The organism is Burkholderia sp. MBR-1, from assembly GCF_013822785.1.
In the GTDB taxonomy this organism is placed as follows: domain Bacteria; phylum Pseudomonadota; class Gammaproteobacteria; order Burkholderiales; family Burkholderiaceae; genus Burkholderia; species Burkholderia vietnamiensis.
Window position 1 is genome coordinate 772,984 of the sequence record NZ_CP053611.1, and the last position, 22,300, is coordinate 795,283.

Here is a 22,300-nt window from a genome sequence, read left to right on the forward strand (position 1 = left end):
GATCGGCATCTCGGAAGAAAGCGAAACACTCAGGTGCGCAGGCGCGGGTTCGACACGATCGAGCACAGATCGGCCAACAGCACGAGCAGCAGATAGGCGACGCAGAAGATCAGCGTGCACGCCTGCACGAGCGGGAAGTCGCGGTTGCCGACGGCATCGACCATCAGGCTCGCGAGGCCCGGATAGTTGAAGATCGTCTCGACGACGATCACGCCGCCGAGCAGATACGACAGGCTCAGCGCGATCGCATTCGCGATCGGGCCGATCGCGTTGGGCAGCGCATGGCGCAGCACGACGCGCGCGGGGCTCGCGCCCTTCAGCACGGCCATCTCGACGTACGACGCGCTCAGCTGCTCGATCACCGCGGCGCGCGTCATGCGCGCCATCTGGGCGATCACGACCGCGCACAGCGTCAGCACCGGCATCGCGTACGCGCGCAGGAAGTCGTGCATGCCGTCGATCGGGCCGCCGTACGACAGCGCGGACAGCCAGTGCAGCTTCACCGCCAGCACGAGCACGGCCACCGTCGCGATCAGGAATTCCGGCGTCGCGACCAGCGCCAGCGTGCCGAGGCTGATCACGCGATCGACCACCGACTCGCGCTTCACCGCCGCGACGATGCCGAGCAGCAGCGCGATCGGCACCGACACGGCCGTCGTGATCGCGGCGAGCGCGAGCGACTTCGGCAGGCGTCCGCCGATCATCTCCGACACCGGCAGGTCGCCCGACAGCGAGCGGCCGAAATCGCCGTGCAGCAGGCCGCCGAGCCAATGCAGATAGCGCACGTGCGCCGGCATGTCGAGGCCGAACTGCTGGCGCAGCGCCGCGACCGTCTCGGGCGTGGCGGACTGGCCGAGCGCGGCCTGTGCGGCGTCGCCCGGCAGCAGGTTCGTGATCGTGAAGATGATCGCGGACACGATCAGCAGCGTCAGCGCGGTGACCGCGATGCGCCGGCCGATCAGCCCGAGCAGGATTCGGTTCATGGGCTTGCGTTCCCGGAAAGGCCGCGTGCGGCCGGCGCGCTCAGCGGCGCCGGCCGCACGGCGGCGGCAGGCAATGGCGTCAGGCGTTCCACCAGACGTGCTCGGCGAACATGCCGCCCATCATCGGACCGGTCGGGATCGAGCCGAGGCCCGAGAGCCGCTTGTCGTAACCGTCGAGGAAGCTGATGAACGACGGAATCCCGACCCGGCCCTGCTGCGCGACGAGCACCTGCATCTCGCCGTACATCTGCTTGCGTTTCGCGTCGTCGGTTTCCGAGCGCGCGGCGAGCAGCAACTGGTCGAACTTCGCGTTCTTCCAGCCCGACTCGTTCCACGGCGCGTCCGACTTGAAGAACTGCGTGAACAGCACGTCGGCGCTCGAGCGCGGGTTGATGTTGCCGAAGCCGAGCGGATGCTTCATCCAGTGGTTCGACCAGTAGCCGTCCGGCGACACGCGGTTCACCTGCAGGTTCAGCCCGATCTTCGCGCCGGCCTGCTGGAGCAGCACGGCCATCTCGATCGAGCCGTTCGCGTCGGAGGTCGCGTAGATCGGCGGCAGCGTGGCGCCGAGCGCGCCGGCCTTCTGGAACAGGAACTTCGCCTTGTCCGGATCGTGCGGGCGCTGCGGCAGCGACGCGTTGAAGTAGCGATGCCCCGGCGGGATCGGCTGATCGTTGCCGATCACCGCGTAGCCGCGGAACACCGCCGAGCGGATCTGCTCGCGATCGAACAGGTACTTCATCCCTTCGACGAAATCGGGATTCGCGGTGATCGGGTTCTCGCTGCGCATGATCAGGTCGGTGTACAGGCCCGACTTGGTTTCCTTCAGCGCATAGCCGGGCGTCGACGCGACGCGCTGCGTCGAGCGCGGATCGATCGCGTTGATCAGGTGCACGTCGCCCGACAGCAGCGCGTTCAGGCGCGCGGCGCTGTCGCTGATGCCGATCATCTCGATCTCGTCGAGGTACGGCATGCCCGGCTTGAAGTAGCTGTCGTTGCGCACGCCGATGGTCGATACGCCGGGCTTGAACGACTTCAGCTTGTAGGGGCCGCAGCCGATACCGGCGCTGAAGTCGGTGGTGCCGTCCTTGACGATCACGAGCTGCGGCGTCGCGAGGATCACCGGCAGGTCGGCGTTCGCGCTGGCGAGCGTCAACGTGACTTCGTCGGGGCCGCTCGCCTTCACGTCGGCGAACTGGTCGGCGAGCGGCTTGACCTTCGATGCGGTCGCGGCGTTCTTGTGGCGCAGCAGCGAGAACACCACGTCGGCCGGGCCGACCGGTTTGCCGTCGTGGAACGTGACGCCCTTGCGCAGCTTGATGATCCAGGTCTTCGCGTCGGTCGTCTGGAGCGACTCGGCGAGGTTCATCTGCGGCGTGAGGCTCGCGTCGAGCTGCGTGAGGCCGCTGTAGAACATGAAGAAGCGAATGTAGTCGGCGCCTGTGGAGCCCTTGGCCGGGTCGAGCGTATCGGCCGTCGAGCTGGATTCGTTCGCAACCCGGATCTTGCCGCCGCGCTTGGGCGCCGGCGCGGCGAACGCCGACTGCGCGTCGAGCAGCAGTCCGCCGCCGCCGACGGCCATCATGCCGCTCGCCGCCATGACCCGCATCATGTCGCGGCGCGTGAAGCCGCCCTTGCCGCTGCCGTTGTCGATATCGTCGTTCATCCGAACTGCTCCTGACTGTGGAAAGTGGGTCCTGGGGTCCAGCGTGGTTGTCGAATCCCGCCGCGCCCGCATGCTGGTGGCGGGTACGACGTCGTGCAGTTGCAATTCATTTAAGCACCGCCAAAATGCGGTTTGTCGCGATTCGGGCCGGCCGCACGATACGAATCGACCGTTTTGGACCGCCCGCGCAGCATGAATTGCTGCATGCCTGCGCGCGTCGCCGGGTGATGGGCGCCCGGGCGTCGCGCTCGCGCCGCGCATGCCGATGAAGGGAATCGTAAAGCGGCACGCGCGGCAGATTGCACCGACAAAATTGAGGATTCGGCGTCCGAAACGCGTTTGGCGCGCGCAAACGGCATGTTTGAGTGGAATGTGCGGGCGGGCGGCGGTGCGGCGGCGGGGGGAGATTCAGCAGACGAAAATGGGGCTTCGGGCGAGGCGGGTTTGGCCGAGGGCGGGGGCGACGTGGTACCGGGCCTGGATACGGGCTTGGTCTCGGGTACGGGCTGAATGCGTGCGGGATACGCACGAGATGCGAGCGTGACGTGCCTGATCGCGTCAATCTGGATCGAGGACGGCACCGCGCGTCACATCATGGACGCACAGCTTGCTGAATTCGCGCGCGCCAGGATCCGGCGTGCATGTTCGTATGGCTTGAGTTGCCGCCGCCGTGGCGTGCTGACGATTTCGCCGCCAACGCGAAGGCGCGCGGCGTGGTGGTGATGCCGTCGTCGGCGTTTGCCGTGGACCGTTCGGAGATCGAGCACGGCGTGCGCATCAACCTCGCGTGCGCGACGAGCCGTGATCAACTGGTGAGTGCGTCAAGGTTGTTGACTGCGACGCTCAAAGACCGTCCGAGAGCGCTGTTCGGGACGATCTGATGCTGGCTGACCGGTGTTGCGGAGGGCGGTCGTCGATTCACGAGTTGCACGTCGCGAATTAAAGTCGTCACCGGTCACCGCCGCATCCAGATCTGTCTCGAGCGGCAGGGTCATGTTTGTAGCCGGAAGAAGCCGACCGTCGCGTGCAGGTCGCGTCCCTGCACGCTCAGCGATTCGGACGCCGCCGCGATTTCCTCGACGAGCGCCGCGTTCTGCTGTGTGTTCTGGTCCATCGACGCGACCGCCTGGTTGACCTCGTCGATGGCGCGGCTCTGCTCCTCGGCCGCAGCCGAAATTTCGGTGGTGATCTGGGCGACGTTGCCCACCGCCGCGTTAAGTTCCGCGATGGTCTTGCCGGCCAGCCCGATCTGGCTGGCGCCTTCGCGCACGTTGCTGACCGAGGTTTCGAGCAGCGCCTTGATCTCCTTCGCCGCGCTGGTCGAGCGCTGCGCGAGGTTGCGCACTTCGGAGGCGACTACCGCGAAGCCGCGGCCGCTCTCGCCGGCCCGCGCGGATTCCACTGCTGCGTTGAGCGCCAGGATGTTGGTCTGGAACGCGATACCCTCGATGATCCCGACGATGCCGATGACGCGCTCTGATTCGTTCACGGCCGCCAGCATGGTTTTCGCGGCATCGGCCACCGCCTCGTCGCCGCGGCACGCGGTGGCGACGGCGCCGGACGCGATCGCGTTGGCGTGCTTGGCGCGATCGGCGGCCTCCCGCACCGTGCTGGCCAGTTGCTCCATGCTGGCCGCGGTCTGCTGGATCGAGGCGGCCTGCTGCTCGGTTCGGGCAGATAGGTCGTTGTTGCCAGAAGAGACTTCGCGCGAGGCGGTTTCGAGATGATTGATGCTCGACGACACCTTGACGAGCACGCCGTGCAGCTTCTCGACGAATGCATTGAAGCGGCCCGCGAGCAGCCCGACCTCGTCGCTGTTGACGACCGGCAGACGCCGCGTCAGGTCGCCGTCGCCGACCGCGATCTCGTGCATCGAATCCGCGAGCGTGCGCAGCGGTACCACGATTTGCCGGCTCAGCACGACCATCGCGAACAGCGCGATCACGATCACCAGCGCGCCCGTGCCGACCAGCTGGAAGGTTAGCCGGTTCGCGGCAGCCATCATCTCCGCCTCCGGCTCGAGCGCGTAGTAACGCCACCCGTTTTTGCGCGACGTGTAGGCATAGGCCTGGTAGCGGGTCGAGTTGATCGTCACGACAGCGCGGCCGTCGGCGGCGGACGCGAGTTGGTCGTAGCCACCGCCGAGCGACTTGAATTCCTTGAATTCGTGGCTCTTGTCGCGCGGATCGATCAGCACCTTGCCGTTGTTGTCGGTCACGATCAGATAACCACTCTGGCCGAAGCGGATGCCGCTGGTGAGCTTGGCGAAGCCTTCGAGGGAGAGGTCACCCTCGAGCACGCCCAGCACTTCGCCGCCGGCGTTTTTGACCACCCGCGCGAACGGAATGATTGCGCCGCCGGAGCCCGCCGCGCTCAGGTACGGCGCGGGCCGCGCCACGCGGTCGGGGGTTGCCATGGCGGCGGTATACCACGGCCGCTGACGGGGATCGTAGTGGTCGCCGTTCATGGTTTCCAACGGCCACTGCACGTAACCGCCCCAGTGCGTGCCGATATCGAGGTAGCGCATGTTGGGGTGCGCGTCGCCGAACTGCTTGAGTACCGTGAAGATGCGCTGCTCGACGCCACCGTTGCTGTCAGGCGTCATCTTGCCGGTGTGGGTCAGATAGTTCGTGATGGTGGCGTCGGCCGACGTCAACTCGGGGGTTTGTGCGAGATACGTGAGGTTTTGCTCGACTTCGCTGAAGGTTCCGTCGAGCGAGCCGTCAGCCTGTGTGATGCGCGCTTGGCTCGATTGCTCGAACTCGCTGACGGCCTGGTGGCGCACATTCAGCGCGCCGACGGTCGCCAGCACGGCGACGCTGAGAACCAGCGCAGTACCGAACGCAAGGTTGATCTTGAAACCGATCGAATTCGATACTTTCATTCCGATTCTTCAGAGGATTGGTTTGACGGCCCCGGAAACAGCATCAACAGCCCACCCGGCAGACGTATTTTCGACAAGGCCTTGAATTTTCTTGAGGGGCGGGAAAACCCTTACAGAGATGTTCCGGGTGCAATGGCTCGTAGTCGGCATAGATGCGACGGAGGTCCCGATTCATGCCCCCGTGGAGCATGATATGAAAGGTCGAGGGAACCCCATGTCGAAGACCGAAGCAGTGAAAGTGAAGCAGCGCCCGTGATTGACGTAGTGCTCGAGCGCCCCGTTCTTCTGTTCTTCCGAGCGACCTGCTCCCGGCGTTTAGTACGGTGACGCGGTGTAGGGTCCGTTCCAGAGAGGAACTGCAATGAAAAAGCGATTCACCGAAGAGCAAAATCATCGGCATCTTGAAGGAAGCCGAGGCTGGCCTGAAGCGGGCGGAGCCGTGCCGCTACGAATCACGTCGCCGAGTTGACGACGAAGCGCTGACTGGCCGGATGATGGCCATCGCCGCGCAGAAGCGCCGATATGGCTATCGCCGGATGCACGTGCTAGCCGCACGCAGCACCCGCCCCACCCCCATCAAGCCGCCACCCTAAACACCGCCACCGCCGCCCTGAGCCGCGCCGCCTGTTCGTCGAGCGACGACGCGGCCGCAGCTGCCTGCTCGACCAGCGCCGCATTCTGCTGGGTGACTTCGTCCATTTGCGCGACGGCCAGGCCGACCTGTTCGATGCCGGTGCTCTGCTCCGCAGATGCCGCGGATATCTCGCCCATGATGGCGGCCACCCGGTCGATCGACCGCACGATCTCCGTCATGCGCGTGCCCGCCGCCTCGACGAGCCGGCTGCCGCTACCGGCCTGCTCGACCGACGCGTCGATCAATCCCTTGATGTCCTTCGCGGCCGCCGCGCTGCGCTGCGCCAGCGAGCGGACCTCCGCCGCCACGACCGCGAACCCGCGCCCTTCCTCGCCGGCCCGCGCCGCTTCCACCGCGGCATTGAGCGCAAGAATGTTGGTCTGGAACGCGATGCTTTCGATCACGACGGTGATGTCGGCGATCCGCACCGACCCATCGGCAATCTGCCGCATCGTTTCGACGACTTCCTGCACGGCCGCGCCGCCCAGCTCGGTCGCCTCCTTCGCGCGGGTCACCAGCGCATCGGCCTGCCGCGCGTTGTCGGCGTTCTGTTTGACCGTCGACGTGAGCTGTTCCATGCTCGCGGCCGTTTGCTGCAACGACGCCGCCTGCTCCTCGGTGCGCTGCGACAGGTCCAGATTGCCTTGCGCGATCTCGCCGGTGCCAACGGCGATCGAATGGGTCGTCGCCTGGATGTCGGCGATGGTCTCGGTCAGCCGTGCCTTCATGTCGCCGAGCGCGACGAGCAGGCTGCCCGGCGCCGCGTCGGCGGTGTCGAACTGCACGTCCAGCTCGCCGGCGGCGATGCGCGCGGCGATCTGCGTCGCATGGGCCGGCTCGCCGCCCAGCGTGCGCCTGACACTGCGCAGCACGCCCCACGCGATCGCCGCGAGCGCGGCGGCGATCACCAGCGTGATCCCGCCCAGCACCCACGCGAGCCGGCTGAACACGGTGTTGATGTCGTCGTAGAAAAAGCCCGTGCCGATCCACCAGTTCCAGTCCGGAATGGCCACCACGCCCTGAAGTTTCGGCTCAAGGTCGGCGTCGGGGCTGCGCTTGATCAGCACGTCGACGAGCGCGAAGTGGTCGCGCGCCATCCCCTCGCGGTAGGCGTCGCTGTCCGACAGGCCGCCGGTCGTGCGATTGCCCTTGGCGCGGGTGCCGATGAACTTCGCGTTCGGATGCACGAGATTGACGCCGTCCGACGTCGTGACCCAGAAGTAGCTCTTCGAATTCGCATTCAGCGCCGACAGCGCGGCCTTGGCCTGCTGCTGCGCCTGCTCCGCGGTCAGCGTGCCGTTCGCCTGCATCGCGCGGTACGAATCGACCAGATGCTCGGCCTTCGTCAGAAGAATCACGATCTCGTCGCGGCGGCTGTCGATCAGCGCGTCGCGCAGCGTGTACAGCGACATCGCGGCGAGCAACACGACGCCGAGCAGCGCCGCGGCGACCAGCAGCAGCAGTTTCGTGGACAACTTCATGCGGGGGCCTCGATATATTAACCATCTGGTACATATATCGGCTCGACCGGCCCCATCTTGAATGAGTCCTTATCGGTATTTACCCTCGATCCGTGCGTTGAGCGCACGCGCCATGCAAGCGGCCGCCTGCATGGCGCGCCGCCTGCCGGCGCAGGCGCGCGCGTCGCTCACAGGCCGAGCTGCGTCGCGAGATGGCCGATGTCCGAGACTTCGTAGTAGTTGTAGAACGGCGTGCCCGGCTCGTGGCCGCGGTTCACGAACGCCTTGTGCTTGATGCCGAGATCCTCGGCCGTCATCAGGTCGTAGCGCAGGCTCGACGACACGTGCAACACGTCCTCGGGCTTGCAGCCGAGCTTGTCGAACATGTATTCGAAGCCCTGCATCCGAGGCTTGTACGACTGCGCCTGCTGCGCGGTGAACACCGCATGGAACGGCGCGCCGAGCTTGTCGACGTTGCTCATGATCTGGTCGTCCGACGCATTCGACAGGATGACGAGCTTGTATTTGCTCGCCAGCCGCGACAGCCCGGCCGGCACGTCCGGATGCGGGCCCCACGTCGGCACGGCCAGATAGAAACTTTCGGCCTCGGCTTCGTCGAACTTCACGCCGATCCGCGCACAGGTGCGGCGGATCGCGTTGACGACGACGTCGCGATACGGCTTCCATGCGCCCAGCACCTCGTCGAGCCGATACGCGGCGAACGCGCGCACGAAGTCCTCGAGCGCGACCGGCGAAAGCCGGTCCCCGTAGACCTCGCGCGCCATGTCGGCCATCCGGAAACGGGTCAGCGTGCCGTAGCAGTCGAAGGTGATGAACTTGGGTTCAAACTGGATCATGGTGACGTCCTGTCGGTGTGAAGCCCCGGCAGGGCCGGGGACGGGCTGGGTTCAACGAAATTGAATCAAGGCAAAAAGTCGTTCGCGCATCGTTCGGCGCCGCTCAAAAGGCAGAATCGCCGCGTGTTGCCGGGCGCGTGCAGCACGATCTGCGGCGCGGCCGGCAGGCGGGCGGTTCGGCGAGCCGTTCTGCAAGCGGCAGCGCCACCATGCCGTCATCGTAGTGGCATTCGCACAGCAGGAGCTGTCGGATTGGCGGCCCTCGCCGGCACGCTCCGCGCGTTCGTTAGCACGGATCGAGCGGGTTTGCGTCGATCTCGCGGGCGCGGCGGCCGTCGCCGCAAAACAGGCGAATCGTCCTATCCGCGCGGCAACCGCGCTGGCAGAGTGAGCGGGTCATTCCCATCCATCCGGAGTCCGGCGTGTCCGACCTCAACCCTTCCAGCACGCTTACCTATCGCCCCTTCGCCGAAACCGACCTGAGCGCCGCGCACCGGCTGTCGGAGGCGGTCAAGTGGCCGCACCGCGTCGAGGACTGGCGCTTCGCATTCCAGCTCGGCAGCGGCTTCGTCGCCGAGGACGAATCGGGCGTCGTCGGCACCGCGCTCGGCTGGCGCTTCGACGACGCCTGCGCGTCGCTCGGCATGGTGATCGTGTCGCCCGAGCAGCAGGGCCGCGGCATCGGCCGCGAGCTGCTCGCACGCGTGATCGACAGCCTCGGCGCGCGCACCATCTTCCTCCATGCGACGCCGTCCGGCGAACCGCTCTACGTGAAATTCGGCTTCGCAGCGATCGGCACCATCGACCAGCATCAGGGCGCCGCGTTCCAGCCGCCGCTGATCTCGCTGCCGCCCGGCGAACGCCTGCGCCCGCTCGGCGTCAACGACGGGCCGCGCCTCGCGGCGCTCGCGTCGCGCGCCGCCGGCCATGCGCGCGGCACGGTGATCGACGCGCTGCTCGACGTCGCCAACGGCATCGCGCTCGACCGCGACGGCGAACTGCTCGGGTTCGCGCTGTTCCGCCGCTTCGGCCGCGGCCACGTGATCGGCCCCGTGATCGCACCCGATGCGCTGCGTGCGCAGGCGCTGATCAGCCACTGGCTCGCGCTGCACGAAGGCATGTTCGTGCGCCTCGACGTACCGGGCGATAGCGGGCTGTCGGACTGGCTGCAGGGGCTCGGCCTGCCGCGCGTCGATACCGTCGTCGCGATGGCGCGCGGCGCGGCGCCCGAGCGCGACCCGGCGCTGCGCGCGTTCGCGATCGTCAATCAGGCACTCGGCTGAGCCGCGCGATGAGCTTCCTGTACAAAGCCGACCCGGTGCGCGGCGCGCAATGGGCGCAGCGCTTCGCACAACGGGCGCCGGACCTCGCGTTCCGGATCTGGCCGGACCTCGGCGACGCCGCGGCCGTCCGCTATCTCGCCGCCTGGCAGCCGCCGGACGACCCGGCCGCGCTGCTGCCGAATCTCGAGGTCATCTTCTCGGTGGGCGCCGGCATCGACCAGTTCGACCTGTCGCGCGTGCCCGCGCATATTCCGGTCGTGCGGATGATCGAGCCGGGCATCGTCGAAGGGATGGTCGAATACGTGACGCAGGCCGTGCTGACGATCCATCGCGACCTGTTCGACTACGCGGCCCAACAGCGCGCGCAAGTGTGGCGCGAGAAGCCCGTGCGCGCGGCCGCGTCGCGGCGCGTCGGCGTGCTGGGCCTCGGCACGCTCGGCCAGGCCGTGCTCGACACGCTGCGGCGCTTCGGCTTCCCCTGCGCGGGCTGGAGCCGCACGCCGCGCGCGCTCGACGGCGTCGACTGCTACGCGGGCGACGCGGCGCTCGATGTGTTCCTGGCCAGCGCCGACATTCTGATCTGCCTGCTGCCGCTCACCGACGCCACGCGCGGGCTGCTGGGCGCGCGCGTGTTCGACGCGCTGCCGGCCGGCGCGTCGCTCGTGCAGGTCGGCCGCGGCGAGCAGCTCGACGCGAGCGCGCTGCTCGACGCGCTCGACGGCGGCCGCCTCGACAGCGCGATCCTCGACGTGACGGACCCCGAACCGTTGCCGGCCGGCCATCCGTTCTGGACGCACCCGCGCATCCGGATCACGCCGCACATCGCCAGCGCGACGCGGCCCGACGGCGCGGTCGACGCCGTGCTCGCCAACCTCGCGCGCCATCGCGCGGGACAACCGATGATCGGCGTCGTCGATCGTGCGCGCGGCTACTGACGCGCGCCTGCCCCGCGGGGCGCGCAGCAGAAAATGCCGAAGCGCCCCGCGCAAACGCCGTCTCCATACGTTTCCGCCCGCAAATTGAAGACGCATGTGGAATTCTCGCCCGGTAGCATGAACTCATCGCTGACACCCGACGAGAACCCCGCCCCGCCATGAACCAAGCCGCGCTGATCGAAGCCGATCGTCAACATCTGATCCATCCCGTCGTCAACTATCGTGCGCACGAAGCGCGCGGCGTCACCGTGCTCGAATCCGCCGACGGCGTGTTCCTGCGCGATGGCGACGGCCATACGCTGCTCGACGCGTTCTCGGGCCTGTGGTGCGTGAACGTCGGCTACGGCCGCGAGAGCATCGTGAAGGCCGCCGCCGAGCAGATGGCGAAGCTGCCCTACGCGACCGGCTATTTCCATTTCGGCTCGCAGCCGGCGATCGAACTCGCCGAACGGCTCGCCGCGCTCGCGCCGCCGTCGCTGAACCGCGTGTACTTCACGCTCGGCGGCTCGGACGCGGTCGACTCCGCGGTGCGCTTCATCACGCATTACTTCAACGCGACCGGCCGCCCGTCGAAGAAGCAGATGATCGCGCTCGAGCGCGGCTATCACGGCTCGTCGTCGATCGGCGCCGGCCTGACCGCGCTGCCCGCGTTCCACCGTCATTTCGATCTGCCGCGCGCCGATCAGCACCATATCCCGTCGCCCTACCCGTACCGCCATCCGCTCGGCAACGACCCGCAGGCGCTGATCGCCGCCTCGGTCGCCGCGCTCGAGGCGAAGGTCGCGGCGCTCGGCGCCGACAACGTCGCCGCGTTCTTCTGCGAGCCGATCCAGGGCTCGGGCGGCGTGATCGTGCCGCCGGCGGGCTGGCTGAAGGCGATGCGCGACGCGTGCCGGCGCCTCGGCATCCTGTTCGTCGCCGACGAGGTGATCACGGGCTTCGGCCGCACCGGCCCGCTGTTCGCGTGCGAAACCGAATCCGTCGAGCCGGACCTGATGACCGTCGCGAAGGGGCTCACCGCCGGCTACGCGCCGATGGGCGCGGTGCTGATGTCCGACGAAATCTACGAGGGGCTCGCCGGCAGCCGTACCGAATCGGCCGTGGTCGGCCATGGTCATACGTATTCCGCGCACCCGGTCAGCGCGGCGATCGGCCTCGAGGTGCTGAAGCTCTATCACGAGGGCGGGCTGCTCGCGAACGGCCGCGCGCAGGCGCCGCGCTTCGCCGCGGGGCTCGACGCGCTGCGCGCGCATCCGCTCGTCGGCGACGCGCGCTCAGCCGGTCTGCTCGGCGCGCTCGAGCTGGTGGCCGACAAGGCGCGCAAGACGCGCTTCGACCCGGCGCTGAACGTGCCGGACAAGATCGCCGCGGCCGCGTACGCGAACGGCGTGGTGTTTCGCGCGTTCGGCGACGGCGTGCTCGGCTTCGCGCCGGCGCTGAGCTTCACCGCGGGAGAATTCGACCTGATGTTCGAACGCGTGCGCAAGACGCTCGACGACGTGCTGGCCGACCCGGGCGTGCAACGCGCGCTCGACGCCGCCCACGCGCAGCCGGCCTGAGCCGGACGAGGGAAAGCCGGGCTTGTGGCGGCCATCGTTCGACTCTAAAGTAACCGGACATTCCATTTTTGCCCTCTCACGTGAACATGACGGACAGCAAGCTGGATCGCATCGACCTGCGCATCCTCACCCAGTTGCAAAAGCGCGGTCGCATGACCAACGTCGAGCTCGCCGATGCGGTCGGGCTGTCGCCCAGTCCGTGCCTGATCCGCGTGAAGCGGCTCGAGAAGGCCGGCTACATCGGCGGCTACGGCGCACACATCCAGCTCGAGAAGCTCGGCGACGTGCAGGTGGTATTTACCGAAGTCACGCTGGCCGACCACCGGCGCGAAGACTTCGACCGGTTCGTCGCGGCGATCCGCAACGTCGATGAAATCGTCGAGTGCCACCTCGCGAGCGGCGGCTACGACTATCTGCTGAAGTTCATCACGCGCAGCGTGAGCCATTACCAGACGATCGTCGAAGGGCTGCTCGAGCAGAACATCGGCATCGAGAAGTATTTCAGTTACGTGATCATCAAATCGCCGTTCGTCAAACGGCACTACCCGCTCGAATCGCTGTTCGGCGAACGCCACTGACGGCGGGCGCGCAGCAGCCTCCAACGCGGCAGTACGCCGGCCGAGGCGGGTCGTTGCGCGCGCGCCGCCGGCGCCGAACCGTTTCGCCTCATTGCAAGGACCTGTCATGCCGCTTACGCTGTCACGCACCGAACTCGTTCGCACCGCCAACCTCGTCGACGGCAGCTGGCGCGTCGCGCTCGATGGCCGTTGCTTCGATGTCACCAACCCGGCGACGCTCGACACGATCGCTTACGCACCCGACAGCGGCGCGGCCGACGCACGCGCCGCGACCGATGCGGCCGCCCGCGCGCTACCCGCGTGGCGCGCGACACCGGCGCGCGAGCGCGCGGCGATCCTGCGCGCGTGGCATGCGGCGATCGTCGCGCACACCGACGATCTCGCGAAACTGATGTCGCTGGAACAGGGCAAGCCGCTCGCCGAAGCGCGCGGCGAAGTCGCATACGGCGCGTCGTACGTGCTGTGGTTCGCCGAGGAAGCGACGCGCACCTACGGCGATCTGATTCCGCAGCAGCAGCGCGGCAAGCAGCTCAGCGCGGTGAAGGAGCCGATCGGCGTCGTCGCGGCGATCACGCCGTGGAATTTCCCGCTCGCGATGATCGCGCGCAAGATCGCGCCGGCGCTCGCGGCCGGCTGCACGGTCGTCGCGAAGCCGGCCGAGGACACGCCGCTGACCGCGCTCGCGCTCGGCTTCCTCGCGATGGAAGCCGGCGTGCCGCCCGGCGTGCTGAACCTGATCGCCGCGTCGCGCGAGCGCGGCATCGACGCGGTGGCCGACTGGCTCGCCGATGCCCGCGTGCGCAAGATCACGTTCACCGGCTCCACGGCGGTCGGCAAGCTGCTCGCGCGCGAATCGGCGGCGACGCTGAAGAAGCTGTCGCTGGAGCTGGGCGGCAATGCGCCGTTCATCGTGTTCGACGATGCGCAGCTCGACGCCGCGGTCGACGGCCTGATGGCCGCCAAGTTCCGCAACGGCGGCCAGACCTGCGTGTCGCCGAACCGCGTGTACGTGCAGGCCGGCGTCTACGATGCGTTCGCCGCGAAGCTGGCCGCGCGCGTCGCCGCGCTGAAGGTCGCGCCGGCGACCGATCCGGCCGCGCAGATCGGCCCGATGATCAACGCGCGCGCGGTCGACAAGATCGCGCGCCACGTCGGCGACGCGCTCGAACGCGGCGCGCGCGTGCTGACCGGCGGCAGGCGGCTGTCGCAGCTCGGCCCGAACTACTACGCGCCGACGGTGCTGGCCGACGCCACCGCCGACATGCAGCTGAGCTGCGAGGAAACCTTCGGGCCGGTCGCGGCGCTGTTCCGGTTCGATACCGAGGAACAGGCCGTCGCCGCCGCCAACGACACGCCGTTCGGGCTCGCCGCGTATTTCTACACGCAGGACGTGCGGCGCATCGCACGCGTGTCGGCGCGGCTCGAAACCGGCATCGTCGGCATCAACGAAGGCGCGCTGGCTAGCGAGGCCGCGCCGTTCGGCGGCGTGAAGGAGTCGGGCTACGGCCGCGAAGGCTCGAAGTACGGCCTCGACGACTACCTGTCGATCAAGTATCTGTGCCAGGGCGGGCTCGACTGATCGGTTGGGCGGCGCCGATTCGCCAAGCGCAACCAGCGCGACGATTGCCGCGATTGTCACGATCGCATCGCGTAAACGCCCGCAGCCGGCCCATAGCCGGTTGCGCCGCCGCCATCATCGCCCCGCATGCCGGCCTCGATTTCTGGGCAGTCCTGCCGTTAACACGGATTTGACCCGGCCGCGTCAGTCGCGGCCGGCTTCCGGAACGAGCGCGACCAATGCCTGCAACTCTTTCGATCGAGAAAATTGCCGACTGGGCCGGCCGCCACCATCTCGCCGTCGGCGTGCTCGGCACGCTGATGTCGGTCGCGGCGCTCGGCATCAGCGCGGCGACGCTATGGGCCGCGCGCAGCGAGGTCGTGGAGCACGCGCGGGAAAACTCGCGCAACGTCGCCGCCGTGCTCGCGAGCGAGGTCGCACGCACCGTCGAGACGTCGAACAGCGCGCTCGCGTCGCTCGCGACCAATATTCGCAACCCGGCGATGGCCCGCATGAATGCCGGCTTGCGCCATGATCTGCTGTTCGAGCGCACGGCCGCGCAATACGTGACCGGCATGGGCGTGACCGACCGCTACGGACGACTGATCGACGGCTGCTGCGGCCCGTCGCACCGCTGGGATTTCAGCGATCGCGACTACTTCAAGGTCCATCGCGATTCGGACAGCGTGGGCCTCTACGTATCCCAGGCGTACCGTGCGCGCTCGCGCGGCGGCACCGAATCGATCGCGCTGTCGCGCCGTATCGAACGGCCGGACCATACGTTCGAGGGCATCGCGGTGGTCGCCATCGACCTCGCGTATTTCGACCGGCTGCTGTCGCGCCTGAACGTCGGGCCCCACGGCATCAGCGCGATCCTGCGCGCCGACGGCACGATACTCGCGCGCAACCCACCGCTGAGCGATGGCCAGATGGTGCGCCTGCGTCGCTCGAAGGCGTTCGAACGGATGGTGCAGCACGAATCGGGCTTCTACGCGGCGCGCTCGAGCATCGATGGGACCTTGCGACTGTATACGTACCAGCAGGTGCCGGGCACGCCGCTAATCGCGGTGGTCGCGCCGGCCGAACAGGACGTGCTGGCCGACATCACGCGGCTGTCATGGAAGGTCGGCGTGTCGGCGTCCGTGATCGGTGCGCTGTTCTGCGCGGTCATGTGGCTGCTCGCGTTCGCGCTGCGCGACAACCTGCGCAAGCAGACGCTGCTCACCGACCTCACCCGCACCGATCCGCTGACCGGCCTGCACAATCGCCGCGCGCTCGACGCAGCGCTCGCCGACGAATGGCAGCGCCTGCAGCGCGGCAACGACGGCAGCCTGTCGATGCTGTTCATCGACGCCGATCACTTCAAGCAGTACAACGACCGCTACGGCCATGCGCAAGGCGATACCGCGCTGCGTTTTCTCGCCGAATGCATCCGCGCCCATACGCGACGGCGCGGCGATCTGGCCGCGCGCTACGGCGGCGAGGAATTCGTCGCCGTGCTGCCCGATACTGACGAAAGCGGCGCGGCGACCGTCGCGGAAGCGATTCGCGGCGCGGTGGAGCGCAACTGCCTCGACGGATTCGACGCGACGATGCCCGCGTTCACGGTCAGCATCGGCTGCGCGACCGCGCATCGCGGCCACCCGAAGTCCGTGCAGGCGCTGTCGCATCACGCGGACCTCGCGCTCTACACGGCGAAGCGCCAGGGCCGCAATCGCGTGTGCCGCGCGGACGCGAAATCGTTTGCGCAACCGGCTTGACCGTACCGCTTCGATCGTTCGTTTGAGCATACGCGACCCGCAAACGATTGGGCGATTCACACCCCCATATCCTTCATGTACCGTGCGCGCCATCCGGAACGCTATCGAATTACATGACAGGATGTGCAAGATGAGTAACAAGCCGTTGACCATTCGCGCGAAGTTGATGCTCGCGTTCGGGGTTCTGACCTGCGTCGTGCTGCTGGTGTCGGTGCTCGGCATCGTCTCCCTCAGCCGCGCGCATGGGAGGTTCTCGGACTACGTGAACGGCATCAACGCGCGCGCGACGCTCGCCGACCGCGTGCACGTCGCGGTTGACCGGCGCGCAATCGCCGCGCGCAACATCGTGCTCGCAGGCTCCGCGGCCGACGTCGAACACGAAAAGGAGGCGGCGCTGCAGGCGGACCGCGACGTCGGCACCCTGCTTCGCCAGTTGAGGCTCGCCGTCGGCCCGGGCACCGACGCGACCGACAAGGCGCGCGAACTCGTCAGACAGATCGACACGGTCGAGACCAGCTACGGGCCCGTCGCGCGCGCGATCGTCGATGCCGCCGTGAACAACCGGCGCGATCAGGCGATCACGATGATCGACGAACAGTGCCGCCCGCTGCTGGTCCGGCTCGTCGCCGCGACCGACGCCTTTGCGACCTATTCGCGCGAGCGGGCCGCGCAGCTCGTGACCGATTCGGGCGACCGCTATACGTCGCAACGGCTGCTGCAGATCGCCATCTGCCTCGCCGCGGCGGTCGGCGCGATGGTGGCCGGCTGGGCCATCGCGCGCGACCTGATCCGCTCGCTCGGCACCGAACCAGTGATGCTCAACGGCATCGCGCAGCGCATCGCGGCCGGCGACCTCGCCGGCAACGCCGCGAGCGCCGCCGCACCGCGCGGCAGCGTGCTGGCGTCGATGCACGAAATGCAGGCGAACCTCGTGCGGCTGATCGCGCAGGTCCGCGCCGCGTCGAGCAACGTCGCGGCGGGAGCGAGCCAGATCGCGTCCGGCAACGTCGACCTGTCGTCCCGCACCGAACAGCAGGCCGCATCGCTGCAGGAAACCGCGTCGAGCATGGAGCAATTGACGTCGACCGTGCGGCTGAACGCCGACAACGCCCAGCAGGCCAGAGCGCTGGCCGACAACGCGTCGCAAGTCGCACAGCGCGGCAACGTCGCGGTCGGATCGATGGTCGAGACGATGACCGACATCAGCGCCGGCTCGGCCAAGATCGCCGATATCACCGGGATCATCGAAAGCATCGCGTTCCAGACCAACATCCTCGCGCTGAACGCGGCCGTCGAGGCGGCCCGCGCCGGCGAGCAAGGGCGCGGCTTCGCAGTGGTCGCGAGCGAGGTCAGAAGCCTCGCCCAGCGCTCGTCGAGCGCCGCGAAGGAAATTCGCGAGCTGATCTCGCATTCGGTGGAGAAGATCGAAGACGGATCGCGCCTCGCGAACCACGCGGGCGACACGATGAGCCAGGTGACGCAGGCCGTCGCGCGGGTAACGGACATCATGGGCGAGATCGCGGCGGCGTCCAGCGAGCAAAGCCGCGGCATCGAGCAGGTCACGCTGGCGATCACACAGATGGATGAAGTCACGCAGCAAAACGCCGCGCTCGTCGAGGAAGCGGCCGCCGCATCCCGATCGCTCGAAGAACAGGGCAGCCAGCTGGCCAACGCAGTCGCGCTGTTTCGACTCGATGAGAGCGCAGCCCACGCGTAGCCGCACGCGGCCGGTTCATACTGGCCGCAAACGTTTTGCAGCACGAATTCACCAAATAGTGAGCATTCGGCCGCGTCGACCGCGACGCGCCACAATTCCTTAACGGCCGCGTCACGATCGCGCTCGACAATCCGCCATCTTCGACCTTCAGGATGGAGTCCGCATGATCGTGTCACCCCGCCGTTTTCCGCTGCACGTCGCAGCACTCGCGAGCGCGCTCGCACTGGCCGCCTGCGGCGGCGGCGACGACGTCGCATCGACCCCGGCGACCAGCGCCGCGATGCCGGCGCCGCCCGCCGACCCCGGCTTCGTCGACAGCGCACCGGTGCCGAGCGTGCCGGCGTTCGTCGACAACATCGCGACCAACCAGCGCGGCGACGCGCGCTATGCGACGTTGTCGACCAACGCCGCGGTGCGGGTCGTGAGCCGCTTCCTCGATCTGTGGCAGCCGTCGACGATGATCGTCGACGCGGGCGTGAACGCGCCGGCCAACGGCGCGTTTCCGGCGGTGGTGGCGTCGACGTGCTCGGGCCTGCCCAGCAGCGGCACGCCGTGCGGCACGATTCTGAACGGCACGGTGCTCGCCGCCAACGTTCAATACGTGGTCGACGCAACGACCGCACGCACGCAGCAGCAGGCCGATGCGGCCTACTTCGACGACCGGCGCGGCAAAGGCTACAGCGTGACCGACGGGATGGGCCCGCTCACCGACGCGTGGCGCACGGCCGCGCAGCAGACGACCAGCATCACCAGCGTGCCGGCCGATGCGACCACGGTGCTGTACAACGACGCCGGCAACAACACCGGCGTCGGCAGCAGCACCAACGCGAACTTCGGCAAGGTCGTCGATCTGCTCAACGAAATGGGCACCAACGCGTCGACCGAACCGTCGAAGCGCTTCTATAAATATGCGCGTCCGTACCGCTGGAGCGCCGCGGTCGTCGTCGCGCCGACGCTCGTGCCCGCCGAAAGCGCGACGCCCGCCACCGACGGCGGCTTCATCAGCGGCCACGAGGCCGAAGCGATGCGCGACGCGACGACGATGGCGTGGCTCGTGCCGGAGCGCTTCCAGGAGATGGTGAGCCGCGGCCTCGAACTCGGCGAGAACCGGATCCTCGCCGGCATGCATTCGCCGCTCGACGTGATCGGCGGCCGCATGCTCGCGCTGGCCATCAGCGCGGCGAACCTGACCGCCTACGCGAGCGACGCGCAGGCCGCGTACGGCCAGGCGCACCAGGCGCTGCAGCAGCTCACGGGAACGACCGACGCGACGTTCGCCGCGTTCGCGCATTCGGGCACCACGGCGACCGACCGGTTCGCCGATTACACCGCGAACCGGGCCGCGTTCCTGCGCCGCCTGACGTTCGGCTTCGGCGCGATCGAATCGACCGACGCGCCGCCCGTCGTGCCCAAGGGCGCCGAGGTGCTGCTGCAGACGCGCTTCCCGTACCTGAGCGCGGACCAGCGGCGGGTCGTGCTGAAGACCACCGAGCTGCCGTCGGGCTACCCGGTGATGGACGATGCGGAAGGCTGGGGCCGCCTGAACCTGTTCACCGCGGCCGACGGCTACGGCACGTTCAACGGCAACGTGGTCGTGTCGATGGACGCGTCGCGCGGCGGCTTCTACGCGGCCGACCAGTGGCGCAACGACATCGGCGGCGCCGGCAAGCTGACGCTGCAAGGCACCGGCACGCTGACGCTCGCCGGCAACAACAGCTACACGGGCGGCACGCAGGTGAACGGCGGCACGCTCGCCGCGGCGTCCGCGAGCGCGTTCGGCAACGGCGACGTGTACGTCGGCGCGGGCGGCGGCGTCCGGATCGCGGCGGCCGCGCCGGTCACGATCGCGACGCGTTACACGCAGCTCGCGAACACGACGCTCGAACTCGACGTCGACGGCCACGGCGGCGGCCGCCTGCGCGTCGGCGGCCCGCTCACGGTCGCTGGCGGCACGCTTCACGTGAAGTTCGTGAACGGCTATGCGCCGAAGGCCGGCGACACGATCGCGCTGATCGACGGCGCGGCGCTCGCCGCGAAGTTCGCGACGGTGACGGTCGACGGGTTCAAGGCGACGCCAGTTTATACGGCTACGGGCGTGTCGGTGATGTTGTCGGCGTCCTGATCGGCGGTCCAGCCTCAGCGTGCCGCGCGGCCGTCGCGAGCACGCTGTGTGCGGGTCCCCATTTCATACCGGCCGGCACGCGCCTTGCTCGTCGCGACACGATCCACGGCATCTCCGAGGTATCGACGTGACGAGCCCATCAGCGCGCATCCATATCGGCATTTCCGGCTGGCGCTACGCCGGCTGGCGCGGCACCTTCTACCCGCAAGGGCTGAAGCAGGCCGACGAGTTGCGCTACGCAGCGAGCCGGCTGCAGACGATCGAGATCAACGGCACGCATTACAGCCTGCAATCGCTCGCTAGCTTGCGGCGCTGGTACGACGAAACGCCGCCCGGTTTTACGTTCGCGGTGAAAGGCGCACGCTATCTGACCCACATGCTGCGGTTTCGCGACGAAACCGCGACGGTCGCGTGCGCGAACTTTTTCGCGCAGGGGCTGCTTGCGCTCAACGACAAGCTCGGCCCGCTCCTCTGGCAATTTCCGCCGCCGCTGCGATTCGACCCCGACCACATGGAACACGTCCTGGGCCTGCTGCCGCACGATACCGAAGCGGCGCTGGCGCTCGCGCAACGGCACGACGGGCGGGTCAGGACGCCCTATCTCGAGATCGACCGCAAGCGCGCATTACGACACGCTATCGAAGTGCGTCACGCGAGCTTCGTCGACCCGGCGTTCGTGGAGCTGCTGCGCCGGCACGCGGTCGCGCTGGTCGTGTCGGATTCGACGGAACCGTGGCCGCAGTTCGAGGACCTGAGCGCCGACTTCGTCTACATGCGGCTGCACGGCACCGAGACCAAATATTCGGGCGAGTACTCGGACGAGTCGCTCGACCGCTGGGCGCAGCGCATCGAAACGTGGAGCCGCGGCGCGCAGCCGGCCGACGCGCGCCTCGCCGCACCGGACCTCGCGCCGCCGCGCGCGCATGCGCGCGCCGTCTACTGCTACTTCGACAACGATACGAAGACGCGCGCGCCGTTCGATGCGCGGCGCCTGATGGCGCGCCTCGGCGTGCGGGCGCACGACGCGGCCGCCGCAGAAGACAGCGCGCCGCAGGCTGAATCGCAACCGCAAGGAGAAGAACGATGACCCTGCTCATCTATCTGGTCGGATGGATCATTTTCATCGGCGGCGTCGCGTGGGGCTTGATCGCGCTGCACGTGTCGCAGCATGTCGTCGAGATCGTCGCCGTGATCCTGTTCGGCATCGCGGTGATCACGGGCGCCACGCGCGCGCGCAGCCGCGATCGCACCTAGGCGCGCGCGTCACGCGGCGTCGAGATAGGCGGCGAGCGCGTCTGGGCTCGCGGACGGAAACGCATCGGACAGATGCGCGAGAAACGCGGACACGCGCGCTCCCAACAGCCGCCGCGACGGGTACAGCGCCCATAGCGCGATGTCCGGCCCCGGCACGTCGCCCCAGCTGACGAGCGTGCCGGCCGCGAGGTCGCCGCTCACGAGCGACACCGGCAAGCACGCCGCGCCGAGCCCGAGGCGCACCGTATCGCGCACCATCACCAGCGACGACAGCCGCGCCACCGGTTCGAACGCGATGCGGGCGGGCCCGGCCGGCCCGATCACGTCCCACGCGGTGCGCAGGTCGTCGGCGGTGCGCACGACGGCCGGCGCGGCCGCGCCGTCGCCGGGCCGCGCGAGCGCCGGCGTCGCGACGACCGCCAGCCGGTCGCGCAGGAACACGCGCCCGATCAGCGTTGCGTCCGGGTCGGGATTCACGCGGATCACGAGGTCGTAGCCTTCTTCGATCATGTCGACCGGCCGGTCGTCGGTCGTCACTTCCAGTCGCACATCCGGATACTTCAACGCGAACGTCGCGACGAGCTTGCCCATCGCCAGCTGCGAGAACAGCATCGGCGCGCTGATGCGCAGCCGGCCGCGCGGCCGCTCGCCACCCGACGCGATCGCGGCGGCGCTGGCTGGGTGAGTGGGGAGCGTTGGGGGCGGTGCTGGCGCGCTAGCGCCTGCGCCGATGCGGCGATACGCCGGGACGCACTGGCATGCGATGCGCGGTAAGGCGATGCGCCGTGCTGCGACGCGGTGCGGGTGGTCTGATGCGGCTGAACGCTGTCGAGCCGGTCGTCATCGGCAGCCGGTTCGCGGCGATCGCCGCGACCGATCCACCACCGCGATGGGCGCGATCGCCGCCATCACGGCAAAACGCCCCGCGCATCGACCACCCCACATCGCCGCATTCGCGACCCAAGCAGCCGCGTGACGGCCTCCCTATAATCGGACCTTTCGCCGCGTTCGCGCGCGATGACGCAGCACTTCCCATTCCGAGCAACACCC

Annotated in this window: 15 protein-coding genes and 2 pseudogenes; 11 read left to right on the forward strand and 6 right to left on the reverse strand. The window is 68.2% G+C overall.

Going from position 1 to position 22,300, the window contains the following annotated elements; genetic code table 11:
- Nucleotides 1-29: 29 nt before the first annotated feature.
- Both MBR110_RS27915 and MBR110_RS27920 read right to left on the reverse strand, forming a co-directional pair.
- Nucleotides 30-983: an ABC transporter permease gene (locus tag MBR110_RS27915; RefSeq protein WP_011880472.1), complete on the reverse strand. Its 954-nt coding sequence runs from the start codon at nucleotides 981-983 to the stop codon at nucleotides 30-32.
- Between the two features lie 79 nt (nucleotides 984-1,062).
- Nucleotides 1,063-2,649 carry an ABC transporter substrate-binding protein gene (locus tag MBR110_RS27920; RefSeq protein WP_014726136.1) on the reverse strand — a complete coding sequence of 529 codons (1,587 nt, stop codon included), beginning with the start codon at nucleotides 2,647-2,649 and terminating at the stop codon, nucleotides 1,063-1,065.
- A gap of 534 nt (nucleotides 2,650-3,183) precedes the next feature.
- On the opposite strand from MBR110_RS27920, the pseudogene MBR110_RS27925 reads away from it, so the two are divergent.
- Nucleotides 3,184-3,530, forward strand: a pseudogene (locus tag MBR110_RS27925) (PLP-dependent aminotransferase family protein); the annotation flags it as partial.
- 110 nt (nucleotides 3,531-3,640) lie between these two features.
- Here MBR110_RS27925 and MBR110_RS27930 read toward each other — a convergent pair.
- The 3 genes from MBR110_RS27930 to MBR110_RS27940 form a co-directional block, all read right to left on the reverse strand.
- The gene (locus MBR110_RS27930; protein WP_011880478.1) at nucleotides 3,641-5,533 is read right to left on the reverse strand and encodes a methyl-accepting chemotaxis protein; all 1,893 of its coding nucleotides are present in this window, start codon (nucleotides 5,531-5,533) and stop codon (nucleotides 3,641-3,643) included.
- Between the two features lie 576 nt (nucleotides 5,534-6,109).
- Nucleotides 6,110-7,648 carry a methyl-accepting chemotaxis protein gene (locus tag MBR110_RS27935; protein ID WP_045579826.1) on the reverse strand — a complete coding sequence of 513 codons (1,539 nt, stop codon included), beginning with the start codon at nucleotides 7,646-7,648 and terminating at the stop codon, nucleotides 6,110-6,112.
- Nucleotides 7,649-7,815: 167 nt separating this feature from the next.
- The gene (locus tag MBR110_RS27940) at nucleotides 7,816-8,484 is read right to left on the reverse strand and encodes a haloacid dehalogenase type II (protein ID WP_011880480.1); all 669 of its coding nucleotides are present in this window, start codon (nucleotides 8,482-8,484) and stop codon (nucleotides 7,816-7,818) included.
- A gap of 422 nt (nucleotides 8,485-8,906) precedes the next feature.
- Between MBR110_RS27940 and MBR110_RS27945 the strand changes: the two genes are divergently transcribed.
- From MBR110_RS27945 to MBR110_RS27990, 10 genes are all read left to right on the forward strand, one after another.
- Nucleotides 8,907-9,767: a GNAT family N-acetyltransferase gene (locus MBR110_RS27945; protein WP_011880482.1), complete on the forward strand. Its 861-nt coding sequence runs from the start codon at nucleotides 8,907-8,909 to the stop codon at nucleotides 9,765-9,767.
- An 8-nt stretch (nucleotides 9,768-9,775) separates the two neighbouring features.
- Nucleotides 9,776-10,702 carry a 2-hydroxyacid dehydrogenase gene (locus MBR110_RS27950; RefSeq protein WP_181709562.1) on the forward strand — a complete coding sequence of 309 codons (927 nt, stop codon included), beginning with the start codon at nucleotides 9,776-9,778 and terminating at the stop codon, nucleotides 10,700-10,702.
- 158 nt (nucleotides 10,703-10,860) lie between these two features.
- Nucleotides 10,861-12,261 carry an aspartate aminotransferase family protein gene (locus MBR110_RS27955; protein ID WP_176043965.1) on the forward strand — a complete coding sequence of 467 codons (1,401 nt, stop codon included), beginning with the start codon at nucleotides 10,861-10,863 and terminating at the stop codon, nucleotides 12,259-12,261.
- 86 nt (nucleotides 12,262-12,347) lie between these two features.
- Nucleotides 12,348-12,839, forward strand: coding sequence for an Lrp/AsnC family transcriptional regulator (locus MBR110_RS27960; RefSeq protein ID WP_011880485.1), 492 nt, complete (start codon nucleotides 12,348-12,350; stop codon nucleotides 12,837-12,839).
- 106 nt (nucleotides 12,840-12,945) lie between these two features.
- Complete coding sequence (locus tag MBR110_RS27965; RefSeq protein ID WP_181709563.1) at nucleotides 12,946-14,418, forward strand: NAD-dependent succinate-semialdehyde dehydrogenase; 1,473 nt, start codon at nucleotides 12,946-12,948, stop codon at nucleotides 14,416-14,418.
- A gap of 218 nt (nucleotides 14,419-14,636) precedes the next feature.
- Nucleotides 14,637-16,157, forward strand: coding sequence for a GGDEF domain-containing protein (locus tag MBR110_RS27970; protein ID WP_059605106.1), 1,521 nt, complete (start codon nucleotides 14,637-14,639; stop codon nucleotides 16,155-16,157).
- Nucleotides 16,158-16,287: 130 nt separating this feature from the next.
- A complete protein-coding gene (locus MBR110_RS27975) occupies nucleotides 16,288-17,874 on the forward strand; it encodes a methyl-accepting chemotaxis protein (RefSeq protein WP_175992417.1) in 1,587 nt (528 codons plus the stop codon).
- 163 nt (nucleotides 17,875-18,037) lie between these two features.
- Complete coding sequence (locus tag MBR110_RS27980) at nucleotides 18,038-19,996, forward strand: phosphatase PAP2 family protein (protein WP_059494721.1); 1,959 nt, start codon at nucleotides 18,038-18,040, stop codon at nucleotides 19,994-19,996.
- Between the two features lie 127 nt (nucleotides 19,997-20,123).
- Entirely contained in the window at nucleotides 20,124-21,083 is a 960-nt protein-coding gene (locus tag MBR110_RS27985) for a DUF72 domain-containing protein (protein WP_181709564.1), read from the forward strand.
- The gene (locus MBR110_RS27990) at nucleotides 21,080-21,250 is read left to right on the forward strand and encodes a hypothetical protein (RefSeq protein ID WP_014726148.1); all 171 of its coding nucleotides are present in this window, start codon (nucleotides 21,080-21,082) and stop codon (nucleotides 21,248-21,250) included. Before MBR110_RS27985 ends, MBR110_RS27990 begins: the two co-directional genes overlap by 4 nt.
- A gap of 9 nt (nucleotides 21,251-21,259) precedes the next feature.
- On the opposite strand, the pseudogene MBR110_RS27995 reads toward MBR110_RS27990, so the two are convergent.
- Nucleotides 21,260-21,925, reverse strand: a pseudogene (locus MBR110_RS27995) (substrate binding domain-containing protein); the annotation flags it as partial.
- Nucleotides 21,926-22,300 lie beyond the last annotated feature (375 nt).

Coding starts and splice junctions, on each gene's coding strand:
- MBR110_RS27915 (WP_011880472.1), bottom strand. CDS start 983: ATGAACCGAATCCTGCTCGGGCTGATCGGCCGGCGCATCGCGGTCACC.
- MBR110_RS27920 (WP_014726136.1), bottom strand. CDS start 2,649: ATGAACGACGATATCGACAACGGCAGCGGCAAGGGCGGCTTCACGCGC.
- MBR110_RS27930 (WP_011880478.1), bottom strand. CDS start 5,533: ATGAAAGTATCGAATTCGATCGGTTTCAAGATCAACCTTGCGTTCGGT.
- MBR110_RS27935 (WP_045579826.1), bottom strand. CDS start 7,648: ATGAAGTTGTCCACGAAACTGCTGCTGCTGGTCGCCGCGGCGCTGCTC.
- MBR110_RS27940 (WP_011880480.1), bottom strand. CDS start 8,484: ATGATCCAGTTTGAACCCAAGTTCATCACCTTCGACTGCTACGGCACG.
- MBR110_RS27950 (WP_181709562.1), top strand. CDS start 9,776: ATGAGCTTCCTGTACAAAGCCGACCCGGTGCGCGGCGCGCAATGGGCG.
- MBR110_RS27955 (WP_176043965.1), top strand. CDS start 10,861: ATGAACCAAGCCGCGCTGATCGAAGCCGATCGTCAACATCTGATCCAT.
- MBR110_RS27960 (WP_011880485.1), top strand. CDS start 12,348: ATGACGGACAGCAAGCTGGATCGCATCGACCTGCGCATCCTCACCCAG.
- MBR110_RS27965 (WP_181709563.1), top strand. CDS start 12,946: ATGCCGCTTACGCTGTCACGCACCGAACTCGTTCGCACCGCCAACCTC.
- MBR110_RS27970 (WP_059605106.1), top strand. CDS start 14,637: ATGCCTGCAACTCTTTCGATCGAGAAAATTGCCGACTGGGCCGGCCGC.
- MBR110_RS27975 (WP_175992417.1), top strand. CDS start 16,288: ATGAGTAACAAGCCGTTGACCATTCGCGCGAAGTTGATGCTCGCGTTC.
- MBR110_RS27980 (WP_059494721.1), top strand. CDS start 18,038: ATGATCGTGTCACCCCGCCGTTTTCCGCTGCACGTCGCAGCACTCGCG.
- MBR110_RS27990 (WP_014726148.1), top strand. CDS start 21,080: ATGACCCTGCTCATCTATCTGGTCGGATGGATCATTTTCATCGGCGGC.